This is a genomic window from Amycolatopsis rifamycinica (assembly GCF_000695625.1).
In the GTDB taxonomy this organism is placed as follows: Bacteria; Actinomycetota; Actinomycetes; order Mycobacteriales; family Pseudonocardiaceae; genus Amycolatopsis; species Amycolatopsis rifamycinica.
In genome coordinates this window covers 29,244-51,663 of sequence record NZ_JMQI01000055.1, presented here as the reverse complement: position 1 = coordinate 51,663, position 22,420 = coordinate 29,244, and the positions used below count along the sequence as shown (strand labels likewise).

Here is a 22,420-nt window from a genome sequence, read left to right as displayed (position 1 = left end):
CCGGTGAATTCCGGAAACACCAAGTAGTTCTGATGACGCGCCTCCTTCCGGGGGACTTCCGGGGCCACTAAAGAAACCACACAACATAGCCGAATAGGACTCGACGGCCCCACGAAACCCGATTCCGTCCGGGTGACGGGCAAACGACGAGCAGAACCAGACGAGGGGAACCGTGGCACGCGAAGAGACCACCCTGGCCACACTGTCCGAACCGGACCGCACCGCCGGCCGGACCGGCGGACGGGCGCACGTCGTGCTGCCCGCGTTCAACGAAGAAGCGTCCCTGCCGCCGCTGCTGCACCGGCTCGCCGACGTGGCCCGCACCGAGCAGGTCACCGTCTGGGTCGTCGACGACGGTTCCGCCGACGCCACGGTCGCCGTGGCCGAGTCGGGCTACGGCGGGCTCGACGTCCGCGTCGTCCGGCACCTGGTGAACCTCGGGCTCGGCCGCGCGGTGCAGTCCGGGCTGCGGGCGGCGCTGGAGGAAGCCGGCCCCGACGACGTCGTCGTCGTGATGGACGCCGACGACACGCACGACCCGGCGCTGATCCGCGCGCTGCAGTCGGAAATCGCCGCCGGCGCGGACGTCGCCATCTGCTCCCGGTTCGTCCCGGGCGGCGACGACCGGACCGCCCCGTTCGGGCGGCGGCTGCTCTCCCGCGGCGCGGCCCAGCTGTTCCACCGCGCCCTCGACGTCGACGGCGTCCGGGACTTCACCAGCGGCTACCGCGCCTACCGGGCGTCGCTGCTGGCACGGGCCTCCGCGCACTGGGGCGAGCGGCTCATCGAAGAGCAGGGCTTCGCGTGCATGGTGGAGCTGCTGCTCAAGCTCCGCCACTGCCACCCGGTGATCACCGAGGTCCCACTGGCCCTGCGGTACGACCGCAAACAGGGACCCAGCAAGCTGAAGCTGCGGCGGACCGTCGTGCAATACCTGAAACTGCTCGCCCGCGACCGGCTCAGCCCGGCGCCCTACCGGAAGCTGTGACCCCGGTGACCCACCCCGACTCCCCGCACGTCGCCGTGATCGGCGGCGGCATCTGCGGCCTCGCCGCCGCCCACCGCCTCGCCCGCCGCGGCACCCGCGTGACGCTCCTGGAGAGCAGCGACCAGCTCGGCGGGCTCGGCACGTTCTTCGCACACGGCGACCGGTGGATCGAGCGCTTCTACCACTGCGTCATGCCGTCCGACACGAGCCTGCTGGCCCTGCTGGACGAGCTGGGCCTGCGGGACGCGGTGCGGTGGCGCGAAACGACGATGGGCATGGTCGTCGAGGGACGGCGCCACCCGTTCAACTCCCCGCTCGACCTGCTCCGGTTCTCCCCGCTGCGGCTGCACGACCGCGTGCGCTTCGGCGTGGTTTCCCTGCTGCTGCGCCGCTTGGGGCAGGGCCGCGACCTCGACCGGTTGCGCACCGAGGACTGGCTGCGCGGGCTCTACGGCGACGTCGTGTGGGAGCGGCTGTTCGCGCCGATGTTCGGCTCGAAGTTCGGGACGGCCTTCGGCGACGTCCCCGCGCTGTACCTGTGGCAGCGGCTGGGCCGCGAGCGCAACGTCGCCACCCGCGGCTACCCGGACGGCGGCTACAAGACGATCATCGACGCGCTGCGGGCGTCGATCGAGCGGGCCGGCGGCGTCGTGCGCACGTCGACCCCGGTCCGACGGCTGAGCTCGACCGGCGGCCGCCCGGTCCTCACCCTGACCGGCGGCGAGGTCCTGGACGCCGACCAGGTGATCTCCACCGTGCCGCTCCCCCTGCTGCGCCGCATCGCGGACGACGCGCTCGCCACCCGCCTGCCCACGACCGACCTGCCCTACCAGGGCGTGGTCACCGGTGTGTTCTTCCTGCGGCAGCCGATCACCGAGCACTACTGGACGCCGGTCCTGCACTCGGGCACGGAGTTCGACGGCGTGGTCGCGATGTCCGCGCTGGCCGGCCCCCACGACGGCCGCCACCTGGTGTACGTCATGCACTACACCGACCGCGACTCCCAGCTGTTCCTCGACGACGACACCGCGATCGCGGCCCGCTGGTCGACCCAGCTGCGCGGGCTGTACCCGGAGCTGGGTGCCGACGGCATCGAGGAGGTGCGGGTGTTCAAGGCGCCGTTCGTGGAACCGGTGTACCCGCTCGGCTACCTGGCCGCGCGCCCCCCGGTGACGGTGGACGGCACCGGCCTCCTGCTGGCCACCACCGCCCACGTCTACCCGGACGTGACGAGCTGGAATTCGAGCGTGCGCTTGGCGAACGAGGTGGTCGACGCGCCGGCGGGTCAGCCGGTGGTGACCGCGCCGGCCGGGTGATCGAGGAGGGCGCGCACCGGCGGACCGAGTGGCCGAGTAGCGCCCCCCGCCCCGCGAATCAGCCGCCGGTCACCACACCGGCCCGCTCGTCGAGCAACGCACCCAGCGCGGCCACGATCCGCGCGGTCGCCGATCCGTCGCCGTACGGTGACGGGATCTGCCGGAGGCGCTCCCGGTGGCCGGCCACGTCGTCGAGCCACCGGGCGACCTCCGCGCCGATCGACGGCCCCGGCAGCACCCGCGTTCCGAACGTGCCCGCGATCTCGGGCCGCTCGGTGCTGCGGCGCACCACGATCACCGGGCGCTTGAGGACGCTCGCCTCCTCCTGGATGCCGCCGGAATCCGAGACCAGCACCGCGGCTTCCGCGGCCAGGGCCAGGAACGCCGGGTACGCCTGGGGTTCCAGCTCGACGAGCGGGTCCAGCAGGGGCCGCAGACCGGCCGCCTCGATGGTCTTGGCCGTGCGGGGGTGCAGCGGGAACACCACCGGCAGCGGCAGGCGGCCCAGCTCGCGCAGGATCACCGCCAGCCGGCCGGCGTCGTCGACGTTCTCGGGGCGGTGGATCGTCGCCAGCACGAACCGGTCGCGCTCCAGCCCGCGGGCCGCCAGCACCGCCCGGCGGTCCTCAGTGGACGGCAGCGCCGCCTGCAGTGCCTCGACGACGGTGTTGCCGGTGACGGCGATGCGGTCGGCGGGCACGTTTTCCGCCAGCAGGTTGGTGCGGTTGAGCTCGGTCGGCGCGCAGCACAGATCGGCGAGGTGGTCGATCAGCACGCGGTTGTGCTCTTCGGGCATCGCCCGGTCGTGGCTGCGCAGCCCGGCTTCGACGTGCACCAGCGGGAGGTCGTGCGCGTTGGCCGCCAGTGCGCCGGCGAGCGCGGACGTCGTGTCGCCCTGGACGACCACCACCCGGCCGGGCCGGTCGGCCAGTACTTCGTCGACCGCGCTGACCGTGCGGCCGAGCTGGCCGCCGCGGCGGCCGGCGCCCACGCCGAGTTCGTGGAACCGGTCGGACGGCGGCAGGTCCGCGCGGATGCGCGAGTACAGCGACCGGTCGTAGTGCTGTCCGGTGTAGACGACGGCGCACTCGTCGCCGAACACCCGCATCAGCGGGGCGAGCTTGATCAGTTCCGGCCGAGTGCCACAGACCAGCGTGATCCCGCCGGTTCCGGCGGGCCGCGCCGCCGGGGAACTCGCGGCGGTCGCGCGGAAATCTGCGGTGGTCGTCGACATGCGGTGCGGTCCTTTCGGGCGATGAGTTCGCCGCACGTTACTGACCGGAACCGCCGAATCGGGGGCGACTCAGTCGATCGTGTGACGACACGGTGTCGCACCGGGGAATTGCGGACGCTCTAGAATGGCCCGGTCGGAATACCGGACAGGACGGCCCGCCCTTGCTCAGAAAATTCGCGGTACTGGCGCTCGTCGCGCTCGCGGCCTCCGTTTCCGCCTCCGCTCCCCGGGCCGACGCGGCACCGGACCTCCTGCTCCCCGACCTCCGCCAGGCCCCGCCGGGGTGTCCCGGGGGCAGTACCGGCGAACTCCCGCAGTGCACCGCCTGGGACGTCTGCCCGGTGATCGACGCGGCGGCCCCCAACGGCCGGTGCGTGACGCCGTCGGTGGCGAAGGCCGTCCGGCTGCGGTTCACCAGCGCGGAGGAGAACGTCGGCGACGGGCCGCTGCTGCTGTACGGCCGCCGCGAGAGCACGAAGCAGGACACCATGAGCGTCCGGCAGGCGCTGCGCGACGGCACCGACGGCTCGATCCCGGCCGGCTACGCGGCGGCGCAGCGGGCCACCGGGGCGTTCACCTACTACGAACCGGCCCTCGCCCACCAGCACTGGCACCTGATGAACTTCGAGCACTTCGCGCTGGTGTCCCGGCAGGGCAAGACGGTGGTCACCGACCGCAAGAACGGTTTCTGCCTCGGCGACCGGTTCCGGGTGCACGACGCCGCCCGCCTGACCCACGTCCCGGGCGCAACCGGCGCCGACGCGGAACTCGCCGCGAACCTGCGCGACAACATGTGCCGCCACCACGAGCCCACGGCGCTGGAGGTGCTCGAGGGCATCTCCGTCGGGGCGGGCGACGACTACAAGTACACCGTGGACTTCCAGTGGCTGGACATCACCCACGTCCCGGCCGGCACGTACGACCTGGTGAACACGGTGAACGCCGACCGGACGCTGCTGGAGCGGAACTACGGCAACAACGCGTCGGCGGTGGCGCTGTCGATCGCGTGGCCGCAGGGGATGCCGCAGCCGGACGGCACGATCCCGGCCGCGCCGGTGGTCGTTCTGCTGCGGAGCTGCCCGGGGCAGCCGCGCTGCGCTTGAGCCGTTACCAGGGCCGGCCGGCCGCGAGGCGGGCCGTGAAGCCGGCTTCGCCGCGGTGCAGCACCACCTCGCTGCAGACCTGGTGGGCGATCCAGAGCCCCCGGCCGCCGATGCTCCGCTCCGCCGGCAGCAATCCGGCGAACGGGTCCGTGGGTCCCTCGCCGGCGTCGTGCACCGAGACCACCAGCTGCCCGGTATCCGCCCAGATCCGCACCCGGACCGGCGGCAGGCCGTGGCGCACGGCGTTGTCCACGACCTCGCTCACGGCCAGGACCAGGTCGTCGACCTCGGCCGGAGGCAGATCCCCCGGCGCGGTCGCCAGCACGGCCCGGCGCGCGTCCGCCGGCCGCGGATCGAGCAGTTCCGCCCGCGGCTCGGTGCCTTCGATCGGGAACGGCGTCATCGGCCGCGAGCCGGTCAGGAAGGACCGCGGCTCCACGTAGCCGGTGTTCGGGTGGTGCGCGCCGCCGGGAGTGGCGACGAAGGGGTGCGTGCGGGCGACGTCGTCGAGTACGTGCCGTGGCGTCGTGCGGGTGTCGTACGCGCAGATGCTGCGCAGCGGGAACTCGTCGTAGGCGTGGTTGACCGTCGCCTCGTAGCGGGCCCACCAGTGCCAGGACGTGTCGATCGCGGCCCGCGGGATCTCGCCGAAGACGTGGATCCCGGTCGCGCCGCCGTCGACGAGGCCGGCCATCAGCTCGCGGTAGGACTTGATCGCGGCGGCGGGGCGCGCGTAGAGGTCGCCGGTGGACAGGTACTCCACCCGGGCGGAGCGCGGCAGGGCGCCGCGCAGCAGTTCGGCGCGGTCCGGCTCCAGCGACACCAGCGTCGGCTGACCGGCGGCGAGGCCGCCCTCGAGGAACGGCACGGCCACGGCGAGCAGCTCGTCGTCATCGCGGTAGCGGACGGTGGCGTGGTGGTTGCTCATGCCGCACGCTCCACGCGCACGCCGGGGAGGTCCGGCAGCGCCACGAGCCGGGCGGGCGTGGTCGGTTTCAGCGTGGTCGCGTGCCGCTCGGCGGAGCCGGCGAGCGCGCCCAGGCCGCGGCGTTCGGCGAAGTCCGGGCCGGCGGCGTCGAGGGTGATCGTGCCCTCGGGCCGCGGGCCGGCGCGCTCCAGGGCCGGCGGCCAGAGCCGGCGGGACTCCCGGTCCGAGTGGCCGGCCAGCTGCTCGTGGCGGGCGAAGGCGTCCACCGAGGCGACGCGGACCGCCCCGGGCTCCGGACCCTCGGCGCGGCGTTCGTCCGCCCGCGGCCGCGCGGTCATCGTCGCCTCGTGCCCTGAGGCGACGTCGCGCACCCGGCCCTCGGGCCGGAACTCGCCCGCGTGGGCCACGAATCCGTCCTGCCGCCGGTCACCCCGGCACGCATGGTCACGGACCGTCGCAGCGGGTTCGCTGGGTCGTTCGGCGGGCATCCACAGGGCGAGGCTACGCCGCCGGACCGGCTCACGGCTCCGTCGCCCTGGCCCGGGCGTCACGAACCTCGTCCGCCGGCTTCGCGCACACGCAGAACAAGTTGCCCTCCGGATCGGCCAGCACCACCCAGTCGTCGACCGGGTCGTCCTCGACGTGGCGCACGAAGCGGGCGCCCAGACCGAGGAGCCGTTCGACCTCGTGCTGCTGGTCGTCGGTGTAGAGGTCCAGGTGCATCTGGTCCCGCGCCGACACCGGCGCCGAGGAGCGCTGCAGCGAGAGGTTGACGTGTGAGCCGCGCAACAGGCGGAAGCCGTCGGTCCCGGACGCCGGCTCCAGGCCGAGCGCCGCGCCCCAGAAGCGGGTCATCGTGTCCAGGCCGGTGCAGTTGATCACCGTGCTGCCCAGCCTGATGGCCATCGTCGTCTCCGTGCTGCCGGCTGCGTCGTGCCCCCGCTTACCCACCCCGGCGGGCAGCCAACCCGCGGGCTACCCCCGCCGGTGCAGGTAGGCGGCGATCCGGACGCGCAGGGCGCGGACGTCGGCCAAGGCCACGGTGAAGGAGCCGCCCGCCTCCGGCGGGTCGCACGGCCCGGCGACGTGGACGAAGCCGTCCGCCGGGTCGAGCCGGGGTTCCGACCAGGCCGGGTCGCCGTCGAGGCTCAGGCGGCCCGCCCGGGCCCGTGCCGTCCAGTAGGTCGGCAGCTTCATCACCTCGCCGAGCGCCTTGGCGAAGCCGGGGAGGTCCGCCTCCCGCAGGGCCAGCCCGCGCCCGCCCCGCACCGGGGGCGCCACGGGGTCGCCGCCCGCGGGAACGTAGGTGAAGGTGGCCTGGTCACCGGAGGTCCGAATCGTCCACCGGGGCAATTCGGTCAATGTGGGCACGATCGCTCCTCGTCCTCGCCGTCCCCCAGGCACCACCACCCTAGTTGATCTCGTCCGGCCGCATTCGGCTGTTCAGTACTCGAAGGCGCCGAGGTCCGGCGCCGCCCCGCGGTACGGCAGGCCGACGTTGGTGCCCTTGTCGATCAGCGAACCCCCCGGCGCCGGCCGCAGGTTCGGCAGCACCGGCAGGCTCCCGTCGGCTTGGCGCCGCGCGTCCCAGCCGGCCGTCGACACGCTCTGGAACTGCGCGTCCGACAGTGTTACGCCCAGGTTCCACGAGTTGTACGAGGCGCTCGTGCCCGACATGTTCGACGTCAGGGTTCCTTTGTAGGCGATGTTGTTGCGCAGGTTGCCCAGCCCGGTGGCCCCGCCGCTGGGCGTGATGCCCAGCATGTTGTAGTCGGGGTTGTTGGCGTAGCCGGTGTTGTTGAAGTAGTCGTTGGCCAGCGTGTGGTGGTTGGCGTAGAACCCCGCCGCCTTGTTGTTGAACGCCACCGAGTTCCGGACGTAGTGCTTGACGCCGTTGCTGACGTACTTCCCGCCGTAGCCGCCCATCTTGAAGCCGTTGCCGTTGCCGGACGGCGTGGTCGTCTGCGGCAGGTAGCCGTTGCGCCACGCCCACGAGTTCTCGATCGTCACCGACGAAAAGGCGTTGATCAGGTCGAACCCGTCGTCGGAGTTCCACCACGCGCGGCAGCCGCGGAACACGTTGCCCGGGCGGTTGGCGGAAACGTGCGCCCCGAACCCGTCGGCGCTTTCCCCGGCCCCGTTCGACGTCCGGGGGTCGTAGTTGTCGTGGGAATCGGAATTGAGGACGACGTTGCCGCCGCCGTCCTGGACGAACAATCCGGGACCCATGTTGTGGTGCAGGTTGAGCGCTTCGAAGGTGTTGTCGCTCCCGGAGATCCAGATGCCCCAGGACTCGTGGTTCAGGTTGTTGTTCTGGGGCACACCCTTGACTTCCAGCCCCTTCAGGTGGAGGAAATCGCCGGTGACGTCGAAGCCCTTGATCCGGCAGTTGTCGCTGACCCGCGAGAAGTCGAAGACGGGCGTTTCCCCGGGATAGGCCCAGTAGCGGATCGGGTTGCCGGAACTGCCGCTCTTGTTCAGCGTGATGGCGTCCACCCGGTCGGTTTGGCTCGCGCAGGCCTTGTTCGCGCGGGAATAGGTGTAGGTGCCACCGCGGAGGTACACCGTGTCGCCCGCCTGCGCGACGGCCTGGGCGTGCGCGATCGACGCCCAGGGTGCCGCCTGCGTCCCGGCGGCGCTGTCACTGCCCGACGGCGCGACGTAGTAGGTGGCGGCGGCCGCGGGGCCGGCGGCGGCCACCCCGCCGCCGGCCAGGACCACCGCGAGCGTGAGGATGCTCAGCCGGTACCTGCGCACGGATCTTCCCTTCAGTCGCAGCTGCCGGAGCACGGCACGAACGACGCCGTGGTGCCGGTCAGCGTGGTCGTGCCGAGCGTCAGCCCGGCCGAGCTCGCGGTCACCGTGACCGTGCCCGGGCCCGTCGCCCGCACCAGGCCGTACGCGATGCCCTGGTAGGCCTTCCGCACCGAGCCGCGGAAGCTTTCCTGCACCGGGCTCCCGCTGTCGACCGCCACCAGTTCGCCCGGCCCGCTGATGCCGAACGTGATCGGGGCCGAGGAGCCGGTCACCACGCGGCCGGCGGAGTCGGCCACGGTCGCCTTGACGTACGCGACGTCGTCGACGTCCGTGGAGACGGCGCTGTGGTCGGGCGACAGCAGCACGCGGGTCGCCGTGGTGCCGGTCGCCGGCGGCGACGTCGTCGGCGCACCCCACGTCCGCTGCCACGAGTAGCCGATCGGCCGGACCGTGCCGACGCCGTCCAGCAACCCGAAGTCCGGCTCGACGCGGGGCCACAGCCCGTCGGCCTCCCCCAGGTACGCCGCGCCTGTCCAGAGGAACAGGCCGGTGACCACGGGGTTGTCCCGCACCGTCTGCCACGCCGAGGTGTCGGTGCCCATCTCGGTGAACAGCCCGGGCCGCGCCGGGGACGTCTTCGCGGCCCGGATGACCTCGTCGGGCCGGTAGTTGCCGCCGAAGACGTCCACGATCGTCCGGGTGGCCCCGGTGACGTCGCCGCTGTCGCTCGGCCGGAACAGCGCCTGGGTGACCGGACGGCCCGGGTCGAGGCTGTGCGCGATGGCGGCCATCCTGGTCAGCAGGGGGGTCCGGGTCGCGATCGGGTCGCGGATCTCGTTGCCGGTGCTCCACATCGCCACGCTGGGGTGGTTGCGGTCGCGCAGGACGACGCTGGTGGCGTCCACCTGGTACCACGGCACCGAACCACTCGCGCCGGGCACCGCCGGGGTACCGGTCGGCGCGGCCGCCGTCCGGGTGAAGTGGGTCGCGTAGTCGCCGACGTCGGAGTACTTGTGCTGGGTCCAGACGTCGAAGAACTCGTCGAGGACCAGGAACCCCATCCGGTCGGTGAGCTCGAGGAACGCCGGGCTCGGCGGGTCGTGCGCGGTGCGGATGGCGTTCACCCCGAGCGCCTTCAGCTGCGCGAGCCGCCGCTGCACGGCCCGCTGCGGCGCGGCCGTCCCGAGCCCGTGGAGGTCCTGGTGCAGCGCGACCCCCTGGAACTTGACGTTCTTGCCGTTGAGGCTCATCCCGCTCGCGGCGTTGAACGCCAGGGTGCGGATGCCCACGGACGTGACGTCGTCGTCCACCGCCGTCCCGCCGGCGAGGACGGTGGTGGCCAGCGAGTACAGGTTCGGGCTCGCCAGGTCCCACAGCCTCGGGTTGCTCACCGGCACGTCGTAGGCGAAGGTGGCCGACGCCCCGGCGGCGACGGTCTTGGCCGCCGTGGTGACCGCGGGCAGCGCGGCCCCGCCCGGATCGGTGAGCACACCCTGGACGCTGACGCTCGCCGCCGCGCCACTCTCGTTGACCACCGTGGTTTCGGCGTGCACCGTGTTGTTGCCCGGCGTGGTGACGCGGGTGGCCCACTGCCCGATGTGCACCGGGTCGGTGGCGATCAGCCGGACGTCACGGTAGATCCCGGCGCCGGTGTAGTAGCGCGACGCCGGCTGTGCCGTCGTGTCGGTCTTGACGGCGACCACGTTGTCGCCGCCGAGTTTCGCCGCCGCGGTGATGTCGTAGCGGAAGCCGGTGTACCCGTACGGGTGGGTGCCGATGAGCGTGCCGTTGACGTACACGCTCGCGTTGGCCATCACGCCGTCGAACTCGAGGGACACCTTGCGGCCGGCGGGCACCCCGGCCAGCGAGAAGTGCTTGCGGTACCAGCCGATGCCGGAGGGCAGGTAGCCGCCGCGGCCGGTGCTCGGTGCCGACTGCGAGAACGGGACGGCCGGCGGGTTCCGGCCCTCGATGCTCCAGTCGTGCGGCACGCTGAGCTTGCGCCAGCCGCCGTCGTCGTAGGAGGCACCACCGGCACCACCGGCGTCACCGTAGTGGAACAGCCAGCCGGCGTCGAAGTCCGTGACCGTGCGGTGCCGATCGGCCGCGACCGCCGTGCCGGACACCACGGTCAGCGGAACCAGCACGAGCGCCAGTACACCGGCAAGGACCTTCCGGGGGGCGGACAACGCCGTCACCTCGCCAGGGCGAAGCTCGGGTGCGGCGGCTGGTTGTACGCCGTGTTCTGCCACGCGACGGCCGTCCGGTACTGCCGGTCCTGCATCAGCGACACGTGCGAGATGCTCGTCGCGTCCGTGGTCGAGTAGATCCGCAGCGCCCGGTTGTCCGAGGTCGGCCAGACGACCTCCTCGCGCCAGTCGCCGAACAGGTCGGCCTGCAGCGACGGGGTGCTCTTGGTTCCGTTGTTCGAGTGCACGTCCGACGCGGTCAGCAGCCGGGTGTCGCCGCTGGTGCCGTACTTGTCGATGTGGGTGCCGTCCAGCAGCTCGCGCTGGGCGTCACCGTCCCAGTAGATGACGAAGTTGGCCGACGACGGCTTGCGCCCGATGTTCTGGCCGCTGGTGTTCAGCAGCCCGGACACCGCGGACGACCACGATTCGGCCCCGGGGCTGCCGGCGTAGATGTCGTCCGAGACCCCGCGTCCGTTGTCGCAGTTGCAGGAGGCGTTCTGCCAGATGATCTGGCCGGTCCGCGCGTCGGCCATCCAGGCGGCCGGCTTGGACTTGTCCTCGTCCACTTTGAACTCTTCGAGGCCGGGCCGCGTGGGGATGAGGTCGCCGACGTGCATGGCGTCGCCGTGGCCGTTGCGGGTGTTCCACAGCGGACTGCCGTTGTCGTCGACGGCCATGGCCCCGAAGACGATCTCGTCCCGGCCGTCGCCGTCGGCGTCGGCGATGGCCAGCTGGTGGTTGCCCTGGCCGGCGTACTGCGAGCCGGCCGAGTTCGAGTCGAACGTCCACCGCTTGGTCAGCGCGCCGTTCCGGAAGTCCCAGGCCGCGATCACCGTGCGGGTGTAGTAGCCGCGGCTCATGATCAGGCTCGGGCGGGACCCGTCCAGGTAGGCCGTGCCGGCGAGGAACCGGTCCACCCGGTTGCCGTAGCTGTCACCCCACGAGGACACCGTGCCGCGCGGCGGGTCGTAGTTCACCGTGGACATCGCGGCGCCGGTCTGCCCGTTGAACACCGTCAGGAACTCCGGGCCGGACAGGACGTACCCGCTGGAGTTGCGGTAGTCGGCGCTCGCGCTGCCGATGACCTGGCCGGTACCCGACCGCGTGCCGTCCGCGGTCTTCATGGCGACCTCGGCCCTGCCGTCGCCGTCGTAGTCGAAGACCTGGAACTGCGTGTAGTGGGCGCCGGCGCGGATGTTGCGCCCGAGGTCGATCCGCCACAGGCGCGTGCCGTCGAGCCGGTAGGCGTCGATGTAGACGTTGCCGGTGTATCCGGACTGCGAGTTGTCCTTGGCGTTGGTCGGATCCCACTTCAGCACGATCTCGTACTGGCCGTCGCCGTCCAGGTCACCGGCACTGGCGTCGTTGGCCGTGTAGGTGTAGGCCTCCCCGGAGGGCGTCGTGCCGCCGGCGGGCGGCTGGATCGGGATGTCCCGGGTGCTCGCGGCGACACCGCTGTCCAGGGTCAGCGAATCCTCCGCGGCGAAGGCGGACATCACCTCCGACCCGCCGGCCACCGCGCGCACGGTGTAGCGGGCACCCGCGGGGGCGCCCGCGTCCAGGAAGCTCGTCGGCCCGCTCACCGGGGTCGCGGTCACCCTGGTGCCGTCGCGGTAGACGGTGAACGCGACGCCGGCCGGGTCACCGGCGAGCAGCCGCCAGCTGACCCGGTTGCCCTGTGCGGTGTGGACGCTCACCACCCCGCGGTTCAGCTTGTCGATCTGCGGCGTGCCGCTGAGCGGCGCGGCCGGCACGACCGCGCCGGTGGCCGGGGCCGGGACGAGGCCGGCGGCCACCACGGCCGCGGCGGCCACGACGAGCCGCCTGCTGACGGCGAACCTGCGCATGGCTACTCCGATCTGCGTTGGTTGTTCAGCCGAGGACAGTGGAGAGGAACACCGCTGGCCGTTTGAGGGACATGAGGACTCCTTCGTCCTTCCTGGAAGGCGCGTCAGCCCGCCGAGCAGGTACTCCCGTTGAGCGTGAACGCCGCCGGCGCCGGGTTGGAGCCGCTGTAGGTGCCGTTGAAACCGATGCCGGTCGAGGCGTTGGGCGCCAGCGTGCCGTTCCAGCTCAGGTTCTTGGCGGTGACCGCACCGCCGGACTGCGCGAAGCCGGCACCCCAGCCGGGCGGTGTCACCTGCTGGCCACCGGCGAACGTGAAGGCCAGCGTCCAGCCGTTGAGCGCGCTCGTGCCCGTGTTGACGATGGTGATGTTGGCGGTGAACCCGTTGCCGCCGCCCCAGTTCGAGGCGGAGTAGGTCACCTTGCACGCACCGCCGCCGCCCGCGCTCGTCGTCGCCGTCGCGACTCCCGACAGGGCCGAGGTGTTGCCCGCGGCGTCCTTGGCCCGGACCTGGTACCGGTACGTGCTCGAAGCCGCCAGGCCGCTGTCGGTGAACGACGTCGTCGCGGACGAACCGACCACCGCGAACGTGCCGCCGCTCGCACCCGGCGCCCGGAGGACGTCGTAACCGGTGACACCGACGTTGTCCGTCGAAGCCGCCCAGGTCAACGTCGCACCGCCGGAGGTCACGCCCGACACGGCCGGGGTGCCCGGAACGGACGGTGCCTGGGTGTCGGCCTGGCCGCCGCCGAAGATGGTGGCTTCCTTCGAGGTCTGGCGGATTCCGTTGGCGCCGTTGAGGAACCGCTCGCCCCACGCCGTCAGACCGGCCGGGTCGAAGTTGTTCGTCATGTCGAGGTACCCGACGTCGCTGCTGTTGCCGCTCCACGACCAGCCGATGTACCCGAGGCCGCGGGCCTGCGCCTGGGCCATGATCGTGTCTTCGTCCGGGTTGCCGTCGGTGTGCATGTTCCCGAACTCGCCGACGACCAGGGGCAGCCCGGCGGTGCGGAACGCGTCGAAGTACGCGTTGATCTCGGCGGCGGTGTCGTAGACGCCGTACATGTGGATGGAGAAGACCGTGTTGTGCTGCGGGTCGGCGTTGAACACCGTGGCCGCGTTGTCCCGCATGATGTTCTGCCAGTCCTGGCCCCACATCGGCGCGTCGGCCATCAGCAGGTGCCGCAGCCCGGCGGCCCGCAGCCGCTGCACCGCGTTGCTCGTCGCGGTCGTCCAGGTCGCGCTCACCTGCTGGTCGTTGCCGAACGGCTCGTTGCCCAGGTTGATCACGACGTAGTCTTCCTGGCCCTTCAGCGCACTGGCCACGCTGATCCAGTAGCTCGCCGCCTGGTCCAGGGTGGCGGCCCCGCTCTGCTCGCCGTACCCGGTGGTGTCGTGCACCTCCAGAACGCAGATCAGCCGGTTCTGCTTGCACTGCCCGATGACGCTCGTGACCTCGGCGGCCGGCGTCGGCCCCCACCGCTGCCCGCTGCCGAGCACGACCCGGACGGTGTTGGCGCCGAAGGACTTGATGTCGGCGAACGCGCGGTTCTGGCTCGGGTACCAGACGTAGGCGTGGTTCACCCCGCGCATCACGAACGGACTGCCGCCGGCTTCCAGGACGCGGGTGCCGTCGACGTGCAGGCCGGTCGCGGCGGGGGTGTCCGTGCCGAGCGCCGCGAGCAGCGCCGGGTACCAGCGGCTCTCGATCTTCTGGATGCCGGTGGTGCTGTTCGGGTGGACGCCGTCGCCGGTGTCGGCCGCGGTGTCGAACCCGGTCCACTGGTCGACGACGGTGATCGGGGACGCGGCGGTGGAGTGCGCCTGCGCCCAGGCGGGGATGGCGTTGTTCAGCTCCACCACCCGCTGGCCGCAGGCCGCGCAGTTGGCCGGGTTCATCGGGATGATCTTCGCGACGATCAGCTTCGTCGCCGGGTTGGCGGCCCGCATCTGACCGAGCAACGTCGTGTAGGCGTCGAGGATCGTGCTCGCCGGGATGTTGCTCCACACGTCGTTGGTGCCCAGGTGCATCAGCACGATGTCCGGGCGGGACGCCGACAGCCAGCCGGGCAGCTGGTTGTCCCGGACGATCCCGGTCGCCAGGAACCCGCCGTGCCCCTCGTTGTCGCCGTCGTAGGTGAAGCCGCAGCCGGGGGCCGGCAGGGTGCCCACGAAGTCGACGTCGGTGTGGCCGGTGTCCTGCAGGTGTTTCCACAGCAACGCCCGCCAGCAGCCGGGCGACCCCGTGATGGAGTCGCCCAGCGCCATGACCCGCGTGGGCACGGCCGCTCGGGCCGCGGCCGGGGCCACGACGGCGCAGGCGGCCAGCAGCAAGCCGGCCACGAGCGCGCGGAGGAATCGCCAGTTCATTACCGACCTCCTGGAGCACCACTCGACAGGAAAGTTTCAGGCTGGGAGCGCTCCCACGGTAACACGTGAGCCACGGGCGGAACACCTGCGGCGAGACAGAAAACGGCCAATCTGCTGAACGTTAAGCGACGTTCGAGAAAGCGTTTTCTGAGTGCCCGTCAAGCTCGCCAGCGGACCTGCGGGTTGAACCGGCCCGAGTGGTCGAAGACGGCCTGGTTCTCCCAGCCGTTGCCGGAGCCGGTGATGTCGGCCGGGTCCCAGCCGTTGCCGTTGACCGCGTACCAGGTGGGTTCCCAGTAGAAGACCCCGATCGCGCCGGCGGCGCGGGCGGTGTCCTGGACCGCGGTGAAGTTCGCCGCCTGCCCGGCCGGGGTGGCCGGGTACCCGGCGCACGGCTGTGCGGCCGAGATGACGTTCGGCGTGCTGTCGTCGTTCGCCGTCGTGTACGGGTAGGCCGTTTCGGCGAGGACGACCGGCTTGCCGTACCGCGACCGCACGTCGGACACCACACCGGCCATGTTCGCCATCGTCCCGTGCCAGTAGCAGTAGTAGGACAGGCCGGTGATGTCCCAGGGGACGCCCTGCGCCCGGATGCCGTCGTAGAACCAGCGGGCGTGCGCGTCGCTGTCGGCGTCCGCGGTGTGGACGATCACCTGGGTGCCGCCGTTGCAGGCCTTGGTGGCGTTGTAGCCGGCCTTGAGCAGCAGGCCGAGGTTGGTGAAGTCGTTGTTGACGACCTTCCCGTCGTTCCACAACATGCCGACGTTGATCTCGTTGCCGATCTGCACGCTGTCCGGCGTCGTGCCCTGGGCCTTGAGCCCGGAACAGACGTCGTAGGTGTAGTCGTACACATCGGTCTGCAGCCGTCCGGTGGAGTGCGACGCCCAGGCGGCGGGCTTGGTCTGCGTATCGGGATCGGCCCACGTGTCGGAGTAGTGGAAGTCGACCAGGAGCTTGAGGCCCTTGGCCTTCACGGTGCGGGCGTACTGCAGCACCTTGGCCTTGTTGTTGTAGCCGCTGCGCGGGTTGTTCCACACGCGCAGCCGCACGTAGTTGACGCCCGCTCCCTTGAGGATGTCGAGGGGATCACGGGCCACCCCGGCCGCGTCGGTGTACCTCGCGCCGAGGTCGAGCGCGCGCTGGGCGGTCGAGACGTCCGCGCCCAGCATGCTCAGGGAGTTCGCGGCCGAAGCCGCCGGAACGGGCAGGACGAGGCCCACCAGGATCAGGGCCGCCGTCGCGAGACGGCCGGTGCGGAACGGGGTCATCCGATCTCCTTCGATCGAGTTTTCGAGGTCGTTCGGCGAAACCGCGGGCGGCGGCTCGACTCGCGGACCACCAGCTCCGGGGTGAACACGACGTGCCGGTGCTCGTGCTCGGACGGCGACTGCGACTCGGCGATGACCAGTGCCGCCGCCGCACGGCCGATCTCGTGGCGTGGCTGGCGGACCGACGTCAGCGGGACCGCGGCCGCCGCCGCGAAGTCGATGTCGTCGTAGCCCACGATCGCCAGGTCCTCCGGGACCCGGACGCCCGCCCGGACCGTGGCCTGGAGCAGGCCCAGTGCCAGCAGGTCGTTGGCGCAGAAGACCGCGTCCGGCCGCACCGACCTGGCCAGCAGCCGCTCACCCGCGCGCAGGCCGGACGCCACGTTGAGGGCGGAGACGGGCAGCACCTCCAGCACGTCCGGCGGCCGGCCCGCCAGCCGGACCGCGTCGCGGGCGCCGCGGTGGCGTTCGGCCGCCTGGTGGATGCCCGCCGGGCCGGTGACCATCACGATCCGCTCGCACCCCTCGGCCAGCAGGTGGGTGACCGCGAGCTCGCCGCCCCGGCGGTCGTCCACCGCGACCGAGCAGAGGTCCTCCTCCGCCGTCGGGTGGTCGAGCAGGACCACCGAGATCCCCCGCTCCCGCAGCCACCGCACCGGCACCGGCCCGGAGTCCACCGGCGTGATCAGCACCCCGTGCACCCGCTGCGCGGCCAGCAGCTCGACGTGCCCGCGTTCCCTGGCCACGGATGCGCCGCTGTTGCACAGGATCACCGCGTGCCCGGCCTCGCTCGCCGCCTCCTCGACGCCGCGGGCGACGTCGGTGAAGAACGGGTTGCCCACGTCGAGCACGACCAGGCCGAGCGTGCGGGCGGTGCCGGAGCGCAGCTGGCGCGCCGGCTCGTTGCGGACGTACCCCAGCGCGTCGATGGCGGCCAGGACCCGGGCGCGGGTGCCGGCGGCGACCACGTCGGGGCGGTTCAGCACGTTGGACACCGTGCCGACCGACACCTCGGCGTGGACGGCGACGTCCCGGATGCCGATCGGCGGCCTCACCGGACACCCACCGCGACCGCGGCCGGCACCTCCACCGGCCGCCACGCCGCCGCACCCCGCAGGCCGGTCACCTGCAGCAACTCCACCGCGGCCTTCGTGACCTCGGCCCGGCCTTCGTTGGCCCAGCACCCGAATCGGATCGTCGTGGGCCGTCCGTTCATCGGATTTCCCTTCTGAGACCAGCACCGGGCGAACTCACGGAATCCGGTCCTGAATCGGTTCAAGCACGGTAAGTCCGCGCGCGAGCGGCGTCAACCAGCAACAGCACCAACGAAAGCGCCGAAACCTTTCGAATGGGTCGAACGGCCGCCGCCGTTCGGTCCGTGATCGAGAAAGCGCTTACTGGACTGATCGGGTCGATCCCGTTGACAACCACCGGAGCGGCTGGTTTGAATCGGTTCATCGCGGCGGCGACGAGCTGACCCGGAGGCCGATGATGTCCCCGCAGTCCCCGCTTTCCCGAAGAGTCTTCCTCGGCGGTGTGTCCGCCGTGGCCGCGGCGGCGGTCGCACCCCCGGCGGCCACGGCGGCCGCGGTCACCCCGCCCGCGGCGTCCGGCGGCGGCGAAGTGCGCCTGCACTGGCTGGACGGCCGTCCCGCGGCCCCGGTGGGCTGCGCCTTCGGCGTCCCCTGGGCTCGGGGAACGCTGTCCCGGACCACCCCGCTGGCCCTGCGCACCGGGGACGGCACCGGAGTTCCGCTGCAGTCGTGGCCGCTGGCGTACTGGCCGGACGGCTCGGTCAAGTGGACCGGCCACGCCGTGACGTCGGCCGCCGCCGCGGACACCTTCGCGCTGGCCCCCGGAACGCCCGCGCCGCCACCGGTTCCGGTCACCGTGCGCCGGTCGCCGCGCGAAATCGTCGTGGCCAACGGAACGGTCGAGCTGAAACTGGCCACGACCGGCGCCGTCGCCGTGCCGTCGCTCTCCCGGGGTGGGCGGGTCGTGGCCCGCGACGGCGAGCTCCTGCTGCGCCTGCAGGACCAGCCGGACGACGCCGACGACAGCCGGGCGCCCCGCCGCGAGGATTGGAGCGGCGTCGTCGAACGCGCCGAGGTCGAGCAGGCGGGCCCGGTGCGCGCGGTGGTGAAGCTGACCGGCCGGTACCGGCGCGACCGCGGCCGCGGCACCCGCGCCATCCTGCCCTGGACCATGCGGATCCACCTCGGCGCGGGCGACGACTCCCTGCGCGTGGTGCACGGTTTCCGCTGGGACGCCGACGAAAACCGCGATTTCGTGCGCGGGCTCGGCCTGCGGTTCTCGGTTCCGCTCGCCGACGAGCCGCACAACCGGCACGTCCGCTTCGGCACGGACGGCGGCGGAGTCTGGGGCGAGCCGGTCCGGGTGCTCACCGGCCTGCGCCGCGACCCCGGCCCGGCGGTCCGGAAGGCCCAGACCGACGGCACCGCCACGCCACCGGTCGCGCAGTGGGGCCAGCAGGTGCGGGACGGCTACCAGAAGCTGGCGCTGTGGAACGACTTCACCCTGTTCCAGGAGTCCGCCCGCCACTTCGCCGTCTGGAAGCGGACCAGCGCCGCGGGCAGCTGGCTGAAACACGCGGGTCGCGGCGACCGCGCGGCCGGCTTCGGCTACGTCGGCGGTCCCGCAGGCGGGCTGGGCTTCGGGCTGCGCGACTTCTGGCAGCGTGCCCCGCGCTCGCTCGACATCCGCGGCGCGGCCACCGACACGGCGTCGGTGACGCTCTGGTCGTATTCCCCGCTGGCGCCGGCGATGGACCTGCGCACCTACGACACCGTCGCGCACGGGCTCGACCTGTCCTACGAAGACGTCCAAGAGGGCTTCGCGACACCTCAGGGCGTCGTGCGCTCGACCGAGCTGCGGTTGTGGGCGCTGGCGGCCACCCCGCCGCGGGACACGATCGCCGCGCTCTCGGCCTCGCTGACCACGCCGCCGCAGCTGGTCACGGACCCGGGCACCTACCACGCGGCCGGGGTGTTCGGCCGCTGGAGCCTGCCCGACCGGAGCACGCCGGCTCGCGCGGCCCTCGAAGACGGGATGGCCCGGGAGATCGCCTTCTACGCCGGCCAGGTCGACGAGCGCGAGTGGTACGGGTTCTGGCACTACGGCGACGTCATGCACACCTACGACGCCGACCGCCACGAATGGCGTTACGACGTCGGCGGGTACGCCTGGGACAACGCCGAACTCGGCACGGACGCCCTGCTCTGGTACGCCTTCCTGCGCTCGGGCGATCCCCGGACGTTCCGGCTGGCGCACGCGATGACCCAGCACGTGTCCGAAGTGGACACCCACCACGGCGGCCGGTTCGCCGGGCTCGGCTCGCGCCACGCCGTCGTGCACTGGGGTGACGGCGCCAAGGAGGCCCGCGTCGGCGAGTCGTTCACCAAGCGGTTCTCCTACTACCTCACCGCCGACGAGCTCCTGGGCGACCTCATCCGGTCGTCAATGCAGGTGGACGAAACGCTGCGCACGATCGATCCCCTGCGTGAAGTCTTGCCGCCGCAGACGGAAGCACCGGCCCGCGTCCGCATCGGACCCGACTGGTACGCGCTGGTCAGCAACTGGCTGACGGAGTGGGAACGCACCGGCGACGTCCGCTGGCGCGACCGGATCGTCACCGGCATGCGGGACATCGCCACCTTCCCGGCCGGGCTGTTCACCGGGGAAGCGGGCGGCGCGGTCGGCTTCGACCCGGCGACCGGCCACCTGGTGAACCTGGAGAAGGGCGACTTCGACGGCGGCTACAACCTTTCGATGGCCTTCCTCGGCGAGCAGATCCTCTGGGAGGCCCTCGACCTGGTCGACGTCCCGGAGTTCCGCCGGACCTACCTGGACTTCGCGCGGTACGCCCAGGCGCCGCCGGCCGAGAAGATCGCCCGGTACGGCCGCGATTTCAACCCGGGGCTGTTCAAGACGATCTACTCCCGCGTCACGGCGTGGGCGGGCGAGCAGCTCGGCGACGCGAGCCTGCGCAAGCGCGGCTGGGACCAGTTCACCGGTGATCCGGCGGGCCGGCCGTGGCCGCCCGCCGAGCGCGTCACCGGCTCCGCCGTCGCCGGTCCGGTGACGGAAATTCCCACGCGGACCACGACGAACCCCGCCGGCGACTTCGCCACGTTCGCCACCAACGACTTCGCCCAGCGGAACCTGGCCACCATCGCCCTGCTCGCCATCGCCCCGGAGGAAGCGCCGTGAGGATCCTCGGGCTCGCCTTGGCCGCGGTGCTCGCGTCCGGCGCGGTCCCGGCGGACGCGTCCCCGCGGTGGACCGTGTGCGCGGACTCGTGTTCGTTCGACGTGCCCGCCGGCGACTACGAGATCGACGTGGTGCTGGGCGGCCCCGGCGCCGGGTCGACCGGGCTCGACGTCGAGGCGCGGCGGATCGCGCTCGCCCCGGTGGCCACCGAGGCGGGGCAGTACGTCCGGCGTTCGGTGACCGTCGAAGTGCGGACGCCGGAAGGGATGCCGAGCGGCCAGGACGGACCGGGCACGCCGGGACTCCAGGTGCACCTCACCGGACCGGCCCCGCGGCCGGTCCGGATCACCGTGACACCTCGGCCGAAAGCGCCGCGGATCTTCGTGATCAGCGATTCCACCGCCGGTGATTGGGCGAACCTGCCCAAGAACGGCTGGGCCCAGGCTCTGCCGGCGTTCTTCCGCGCCGGGCCGAGCGTGCGGAACTACGCCCAATCCGGCGCGAGCACGGTCAGCTACCTCGACGACCCCCGCTACTTCGCGCGGGTGCGCCCGATGATCCGGCCCGGCGACACGGTGCTGATCCAGCTGGCGCACAACGACAAGCAGACGACCGAAGACGTCTACCGCGCCAACCTCGCCACGCTGGTCGCCGGGGTTCGCGCGCAGGGCGGGGCGCCGGTCATGGTCACACCCCCGGTGCGGCACCGGTTCGGCGCGGACGGCAGGCTCACGCCGCTCGGCCTGGTGGTCAACAACCTCGGCGTCGACCTGCCCGCGGTGCTGCGGGACGTCGCCCGGCGGCAGCGGCTCCCGCTGCTCGACCTCACCGCGCACAGCCAGGCACTGCTGGAGGGCCTGGGTGAAGCCGCGTCCTGGCCGCTGTACCTGACGCTGGCGCACGACGGCGTCGACGACGCGACCCATCTGAGCCGGTACGGTGCCGAGCAGTTCGCCGCCCTCGTCGCGCAGGCCGCGACCCAGGCCCGGTTGCCGATCGCGCGGTTCCTTCGGCACTGACCTCCCCCGGCGGGTGACGGCCGTTTCCACCGCGCCCGTCGTGGGTATCTCCCCGGCGCCGGCAACCGACCATGCGTGCACGTGGCGCGAGGTGAGGTCATGGTGACGACGACGGGCGATGGCACACCCCTTCCGATCAGCATCGAAACCACCGACGTCGGCGAGCTGGAAGCGGCCGTCGGAGTCCTGCGGGCCCTGGATTACCGGCAGGGCGGCGGGTTCTGCCGGGACGCCGTCCGGGTGGTCAAGACAGCGAGCCTGCTGCTGCACTGGGGCACGGTCCCGGGTCCGTTGCGGGCCAGGCTCCACACGGTACTGGCCGACGTGCACAACCTGCTGGGCTGGACCGAGTTCGACATCGGACACGCGGTGCCGGCGCGGCACCGCTTCGCGCGGGCGCTGGAGCTCGCGGCCGAGGCGGGCAACGACAACCTGGTGGCGAACATCCGCTACCGGCTCGGCCGCGTTCACCTGCACCACCACGACGTGGCCGGGGCGCTGGCCGAGTTCGCCGAGGGCCAGGCGGCCGCACGGCGCTCCGGATCCCGCCGCGCGTGGACGATCCTGGCGGCGAACGAGGCCTGGGCGGCCGCGATGGGCGGGGACGAGCGGGCGGCCCTGACCCGGCTGGGGGAGGCCGAAGCGGTGTTCGCGGAAGCGGGCTCGTGGCCGGAGCCGAAGCCGTGGGAGGCGTTCTTCCGCGAGACGGACATGGCGGCGATGCGCGGCACGGTCCTGACCGAGCTGGCCACGGCGGTGGGGGCCCGCCACAGCGGCGCGGCGATCACCGAGCTGACCGAAGCGGCCGGCCGCTACGGCGCCGACATGGCCCGCAGCCGGTCGCTGACGTTGATCATGCTGGCCCAGAACCACGCGCTCAGGGGCGACTTCGACGAGGCCACCCGGATCGGCGGGGAGGCGGTCGACCTGGCGGGAGCGGTGGGCTCGGTGCGGCCGAAGGACCGGCTGGGGCCGCTGGAGCGGCTGCTGCGGGCGCACCGGGGCGACGCGGCGGTGCGGGGGCTGACCGAGCGGATCGCGCGGTACCGGTCCGAGCCGCTGCTCTGAGGTCCCGGGAATGACTCCGTTCGAGTTGTTCACCGATGTTTGGCCGCCGCGAGAGCGGGGTACAACCGACTCGGAGCAGAGTGGACGACGGAGAAGGGGTC

At 72.2% G+C, this 22,420-nt stretch carries 18 protein-coding genes; 6 read left to right on the top strand and 12 right to left on the bottom strand.

Features of this window, described 5'->3' with window-relative positions:
- Window positions 1–172 precede the first annotated feature (172 nt).
- Together DV20_RS25890 and DV20_RS25885 are read left to right on the top strand one after the other, a co-directional pair.
- Window positions 173–988 (top strand): glycosyltransferase, encoded by an 816-nt coding sequence (locus DV20_RS25890; RefSeq protein WP_043784585.1) that lies wholly within the window; start codon window positions 173–175, stop codon window positions 986–988.
- A gap of 5 nt (window positions 989–993) precedes the next feature.
- Window positions 994–2,304, top strand: coding sequence for an NAD(P)/FAD-dependent oxidoreductase (locus tag DV20_RS25885; RefSeq protein WP_043784825.1), 1,311 nt, complete (start codon window positions 994–996; stop codon window positions 2,302–2,304).
- 58 nt (window positions 2,305–2,362) lie between these two features.
- On the opposite strand, the gene wecB is transcribed toward DV20_RS25885, so the two are convergent.
- Window positions 2,363–3,538 carry a non-hydrolyzing UDP-N-acetylglucosamine 2-epimerase gene (wecB, locus tag DV20_RS25880; protein ID WP_043784584.1) on the bottom strand — a complete coding sequence of 392 codons (1,176 nt, stop codon included), beginning with the start codon at window positions 3,536–3,538 and terminating at the stop codon, window positions 2,363–2,365.
- A gap of 161 nt (window positions 3,539–3,699) precedes the next feature.
- Between wecB and DV20_RS25875 the strand changes: the two genes are divergently transcribed.
- Window positions 3,700–4,641, top strand: a complete 942-nt coding sequence (locus tag DV20_RS25875) for a lysyl oxidase family protein (RefSeq protein ID WP_043784582.1) — start codon at window positions 3,700–3,702, stop codon at window positions 4,639–4,641.
- 4 nt (window positions 4,642–4,645) lie between these two features.
- On the opposite strand, the gene DV20_RS25870 is transcribed toward DV20_RS25875, so the two are convergent.
- The 11 genes from DV20_RS25870 to DV20_RS45610 form a co-directional block, all read right to left on the bottom strand.
- Entirely contained in the window at window positions 4,646–5,569 is a 924-nt protein-coding gene (locus DV20_RS25870) for a sensor histidine kinase (RefSeq protein WP_043784581.1), read from the bottom strand.
- On the bottom strand, window positions 5,566–5,976 hold the full coding sequence (locus DV20_RS25865) for a hypothetical protein (RefSeq protein WP_043784579.1): 411 nt from the start codon (window positions 5,974–5,976) through the stop codon (window positions 5,566–5,568). Before DV20_RS25865 ends, DV20_RS25870 begins: the two co-directional genes overlap by 4 nt.
- A 112-nt stretch (window positions 5,977–6,088) precedes the next feature.
- Window positions 6,089–6,475 (bottom strand): VOC family protein, encoded by a 387-nt coding sequence (locus tag DV20_RS25860; RefSeq protein ID WP_043784577.1) that lies wholly within the window; start codon window positions 6,473–6,475, stop codon window positions 6,089–6,091.
- A gap of 69 nt (window positions 6,476–6,544) precedes the next feature.
- Complete coding sequence (locus tag DV20_RS25855; protein ID WP_043784575.1) at window positions 6,545–6,940, bottom strand: hypothetical protein; 396 nt, start codon at window positions 6,938–6,940, stop codon at window positions 6,545–6,547.
- A gap of 72 nt (window positions 6,941–7,012) precedes the next feature.
- Window positions 7,013–8,326, bottom strand: a complete 1,314-nt coding sequence (locus tag DV20_RS25850) for a right-handed parallel beta-helix repeat-containing protein (protein WP_043784572.1) — start codon at window positions 8,324–8,326, stop codon at window positions 7,013–7,015.
- An 11-nt stretch (window positions 8,327–8,337) separates the two neighbouring features.
- A complete protein-coding gene (locus DV20_RS25845; protein ID WP_043784571.1) occupies window positions 8,338–10,524 on the bottom strand; it encodes a glycoside hydrolase family 2 in 2,187 nt (728 codons plus the stop codon).
- Complete coding sequence (locus DV20_RS25840) at window positions 10,521–12,365, bottom strand: rhamnogalacturonan lyase (RefSeq protein WP_043784569.1); 1,845 nt, start codon at window positions 12,363–12,365, stop codon at window positions 10,521–10,523. Before DV20_RS25840 ends, DV20_RS25845 begins: the two co-directional genes overlap by 4 nt.
- Before the next feature lie 104 nt (window positions 12,366–12,469).
- The gene (locus DV20_RS25835; protein WP_043784567.1) at window positions 12,470–14,734 is read right to left on the bottom strand and encodes a cellulase family glycosylhydrolase; all 2,265 of its coding nucleotides are present in this window, start codon (window positions 14,732–14,734) and stop codon (window positions 12,470–12,472) included.
- 158 nt (window positions 14,735–14,892) lie between these two features.
- Window positions 14,893–16,002, bottom strand: coding sequence for a glycoside hydrolase family 53 protein (locus tag DV20_RS25830; protein WP_043784566.1), 1,110 nt, complete (start codon window positions 16,000–16,002; stop codon window positions 14,893–14,895).
- Window positions 15,999–17,057 (bottom strand): LacI family DNA-binding transcriptional regulator, encoded by a 1,059-nt coding sequence (locus tag DV20_RS25825; RefSeq protein WP_043784564.1) that lies wholly within the window; start codon window positions 17,055–17,057, stop codon window positions 15,999–16,001. Before DV20_RS25825 ends, DV20_RS25830 begins: the two co-directional genes overlap by 4 nt.
- Entirely contained in the window at window positions 17,054–17,218 is a 165-nt protein-coding gene (locus tag DV20_RS45610; protein WP_160169755.1) for a hypothetical protein, read from the bottom strand. Before DV20_RS45610 ends, DV20_RS25825 begins: the two co-directional genes overlap by 4 nt.
- A gap of 320 nt (window positions 17,219–17,538) precedes the next feature.
- Here DV20_RS45610 and DV20_RS25820 point away from each other — a divergent pair, with 320 nt between their 5' ends.
- The 3 genes from DV20_RS25820 (at window position 17,539) to DV20_RS25810 (ending at window position 22,319) form a co-directional block, all read left to right on the top strand.
- Complete coding sequence (locus tag DV20_RS25820) at window positions 17,539–20,232, top strand: exo-rhamnogalacturonan lyase family protein (RefSeq protein ID WP_235190956.1); 2,694 nt, start codon at window positions 17,539–17,541, stop codon at window positions 20,230–20,232.
- Window positions 20,229–21,251 carry a GDSL-type esterase/lipase family protein gene (locus DV20_RS25815; RefSeq protein ID WP_043784560.1) on the top strand — a complete coding sequence of 341 codons (1,023 nt, stop codon included), beginning with the start codon at window positions 20,229–20,231 and terminating at the stop codon, window positions 21,249–21,251. Before DV20_RS25820 ends, DV20_RS25815 begins: the two co-directional genes overlap by 4 nt.
- Before the next feature lie 99 nt (window positions 21,252–21,350).
- Window positions 21,351–22,319 carry a hypothetical protein gene (locus DV20_RS25810; protein ID WP_043784559.1) on the top strand — a complete coding sequence of 323 codons (969 nt, stop codon included), beginning with the start codon at window positions 21,351–21,353 and terminating at the stop codon, window positions 22,317–22,319.
- The last annotated feature ends 101 nt before the right edge of the window (window positions 22,320–22,420 follow it).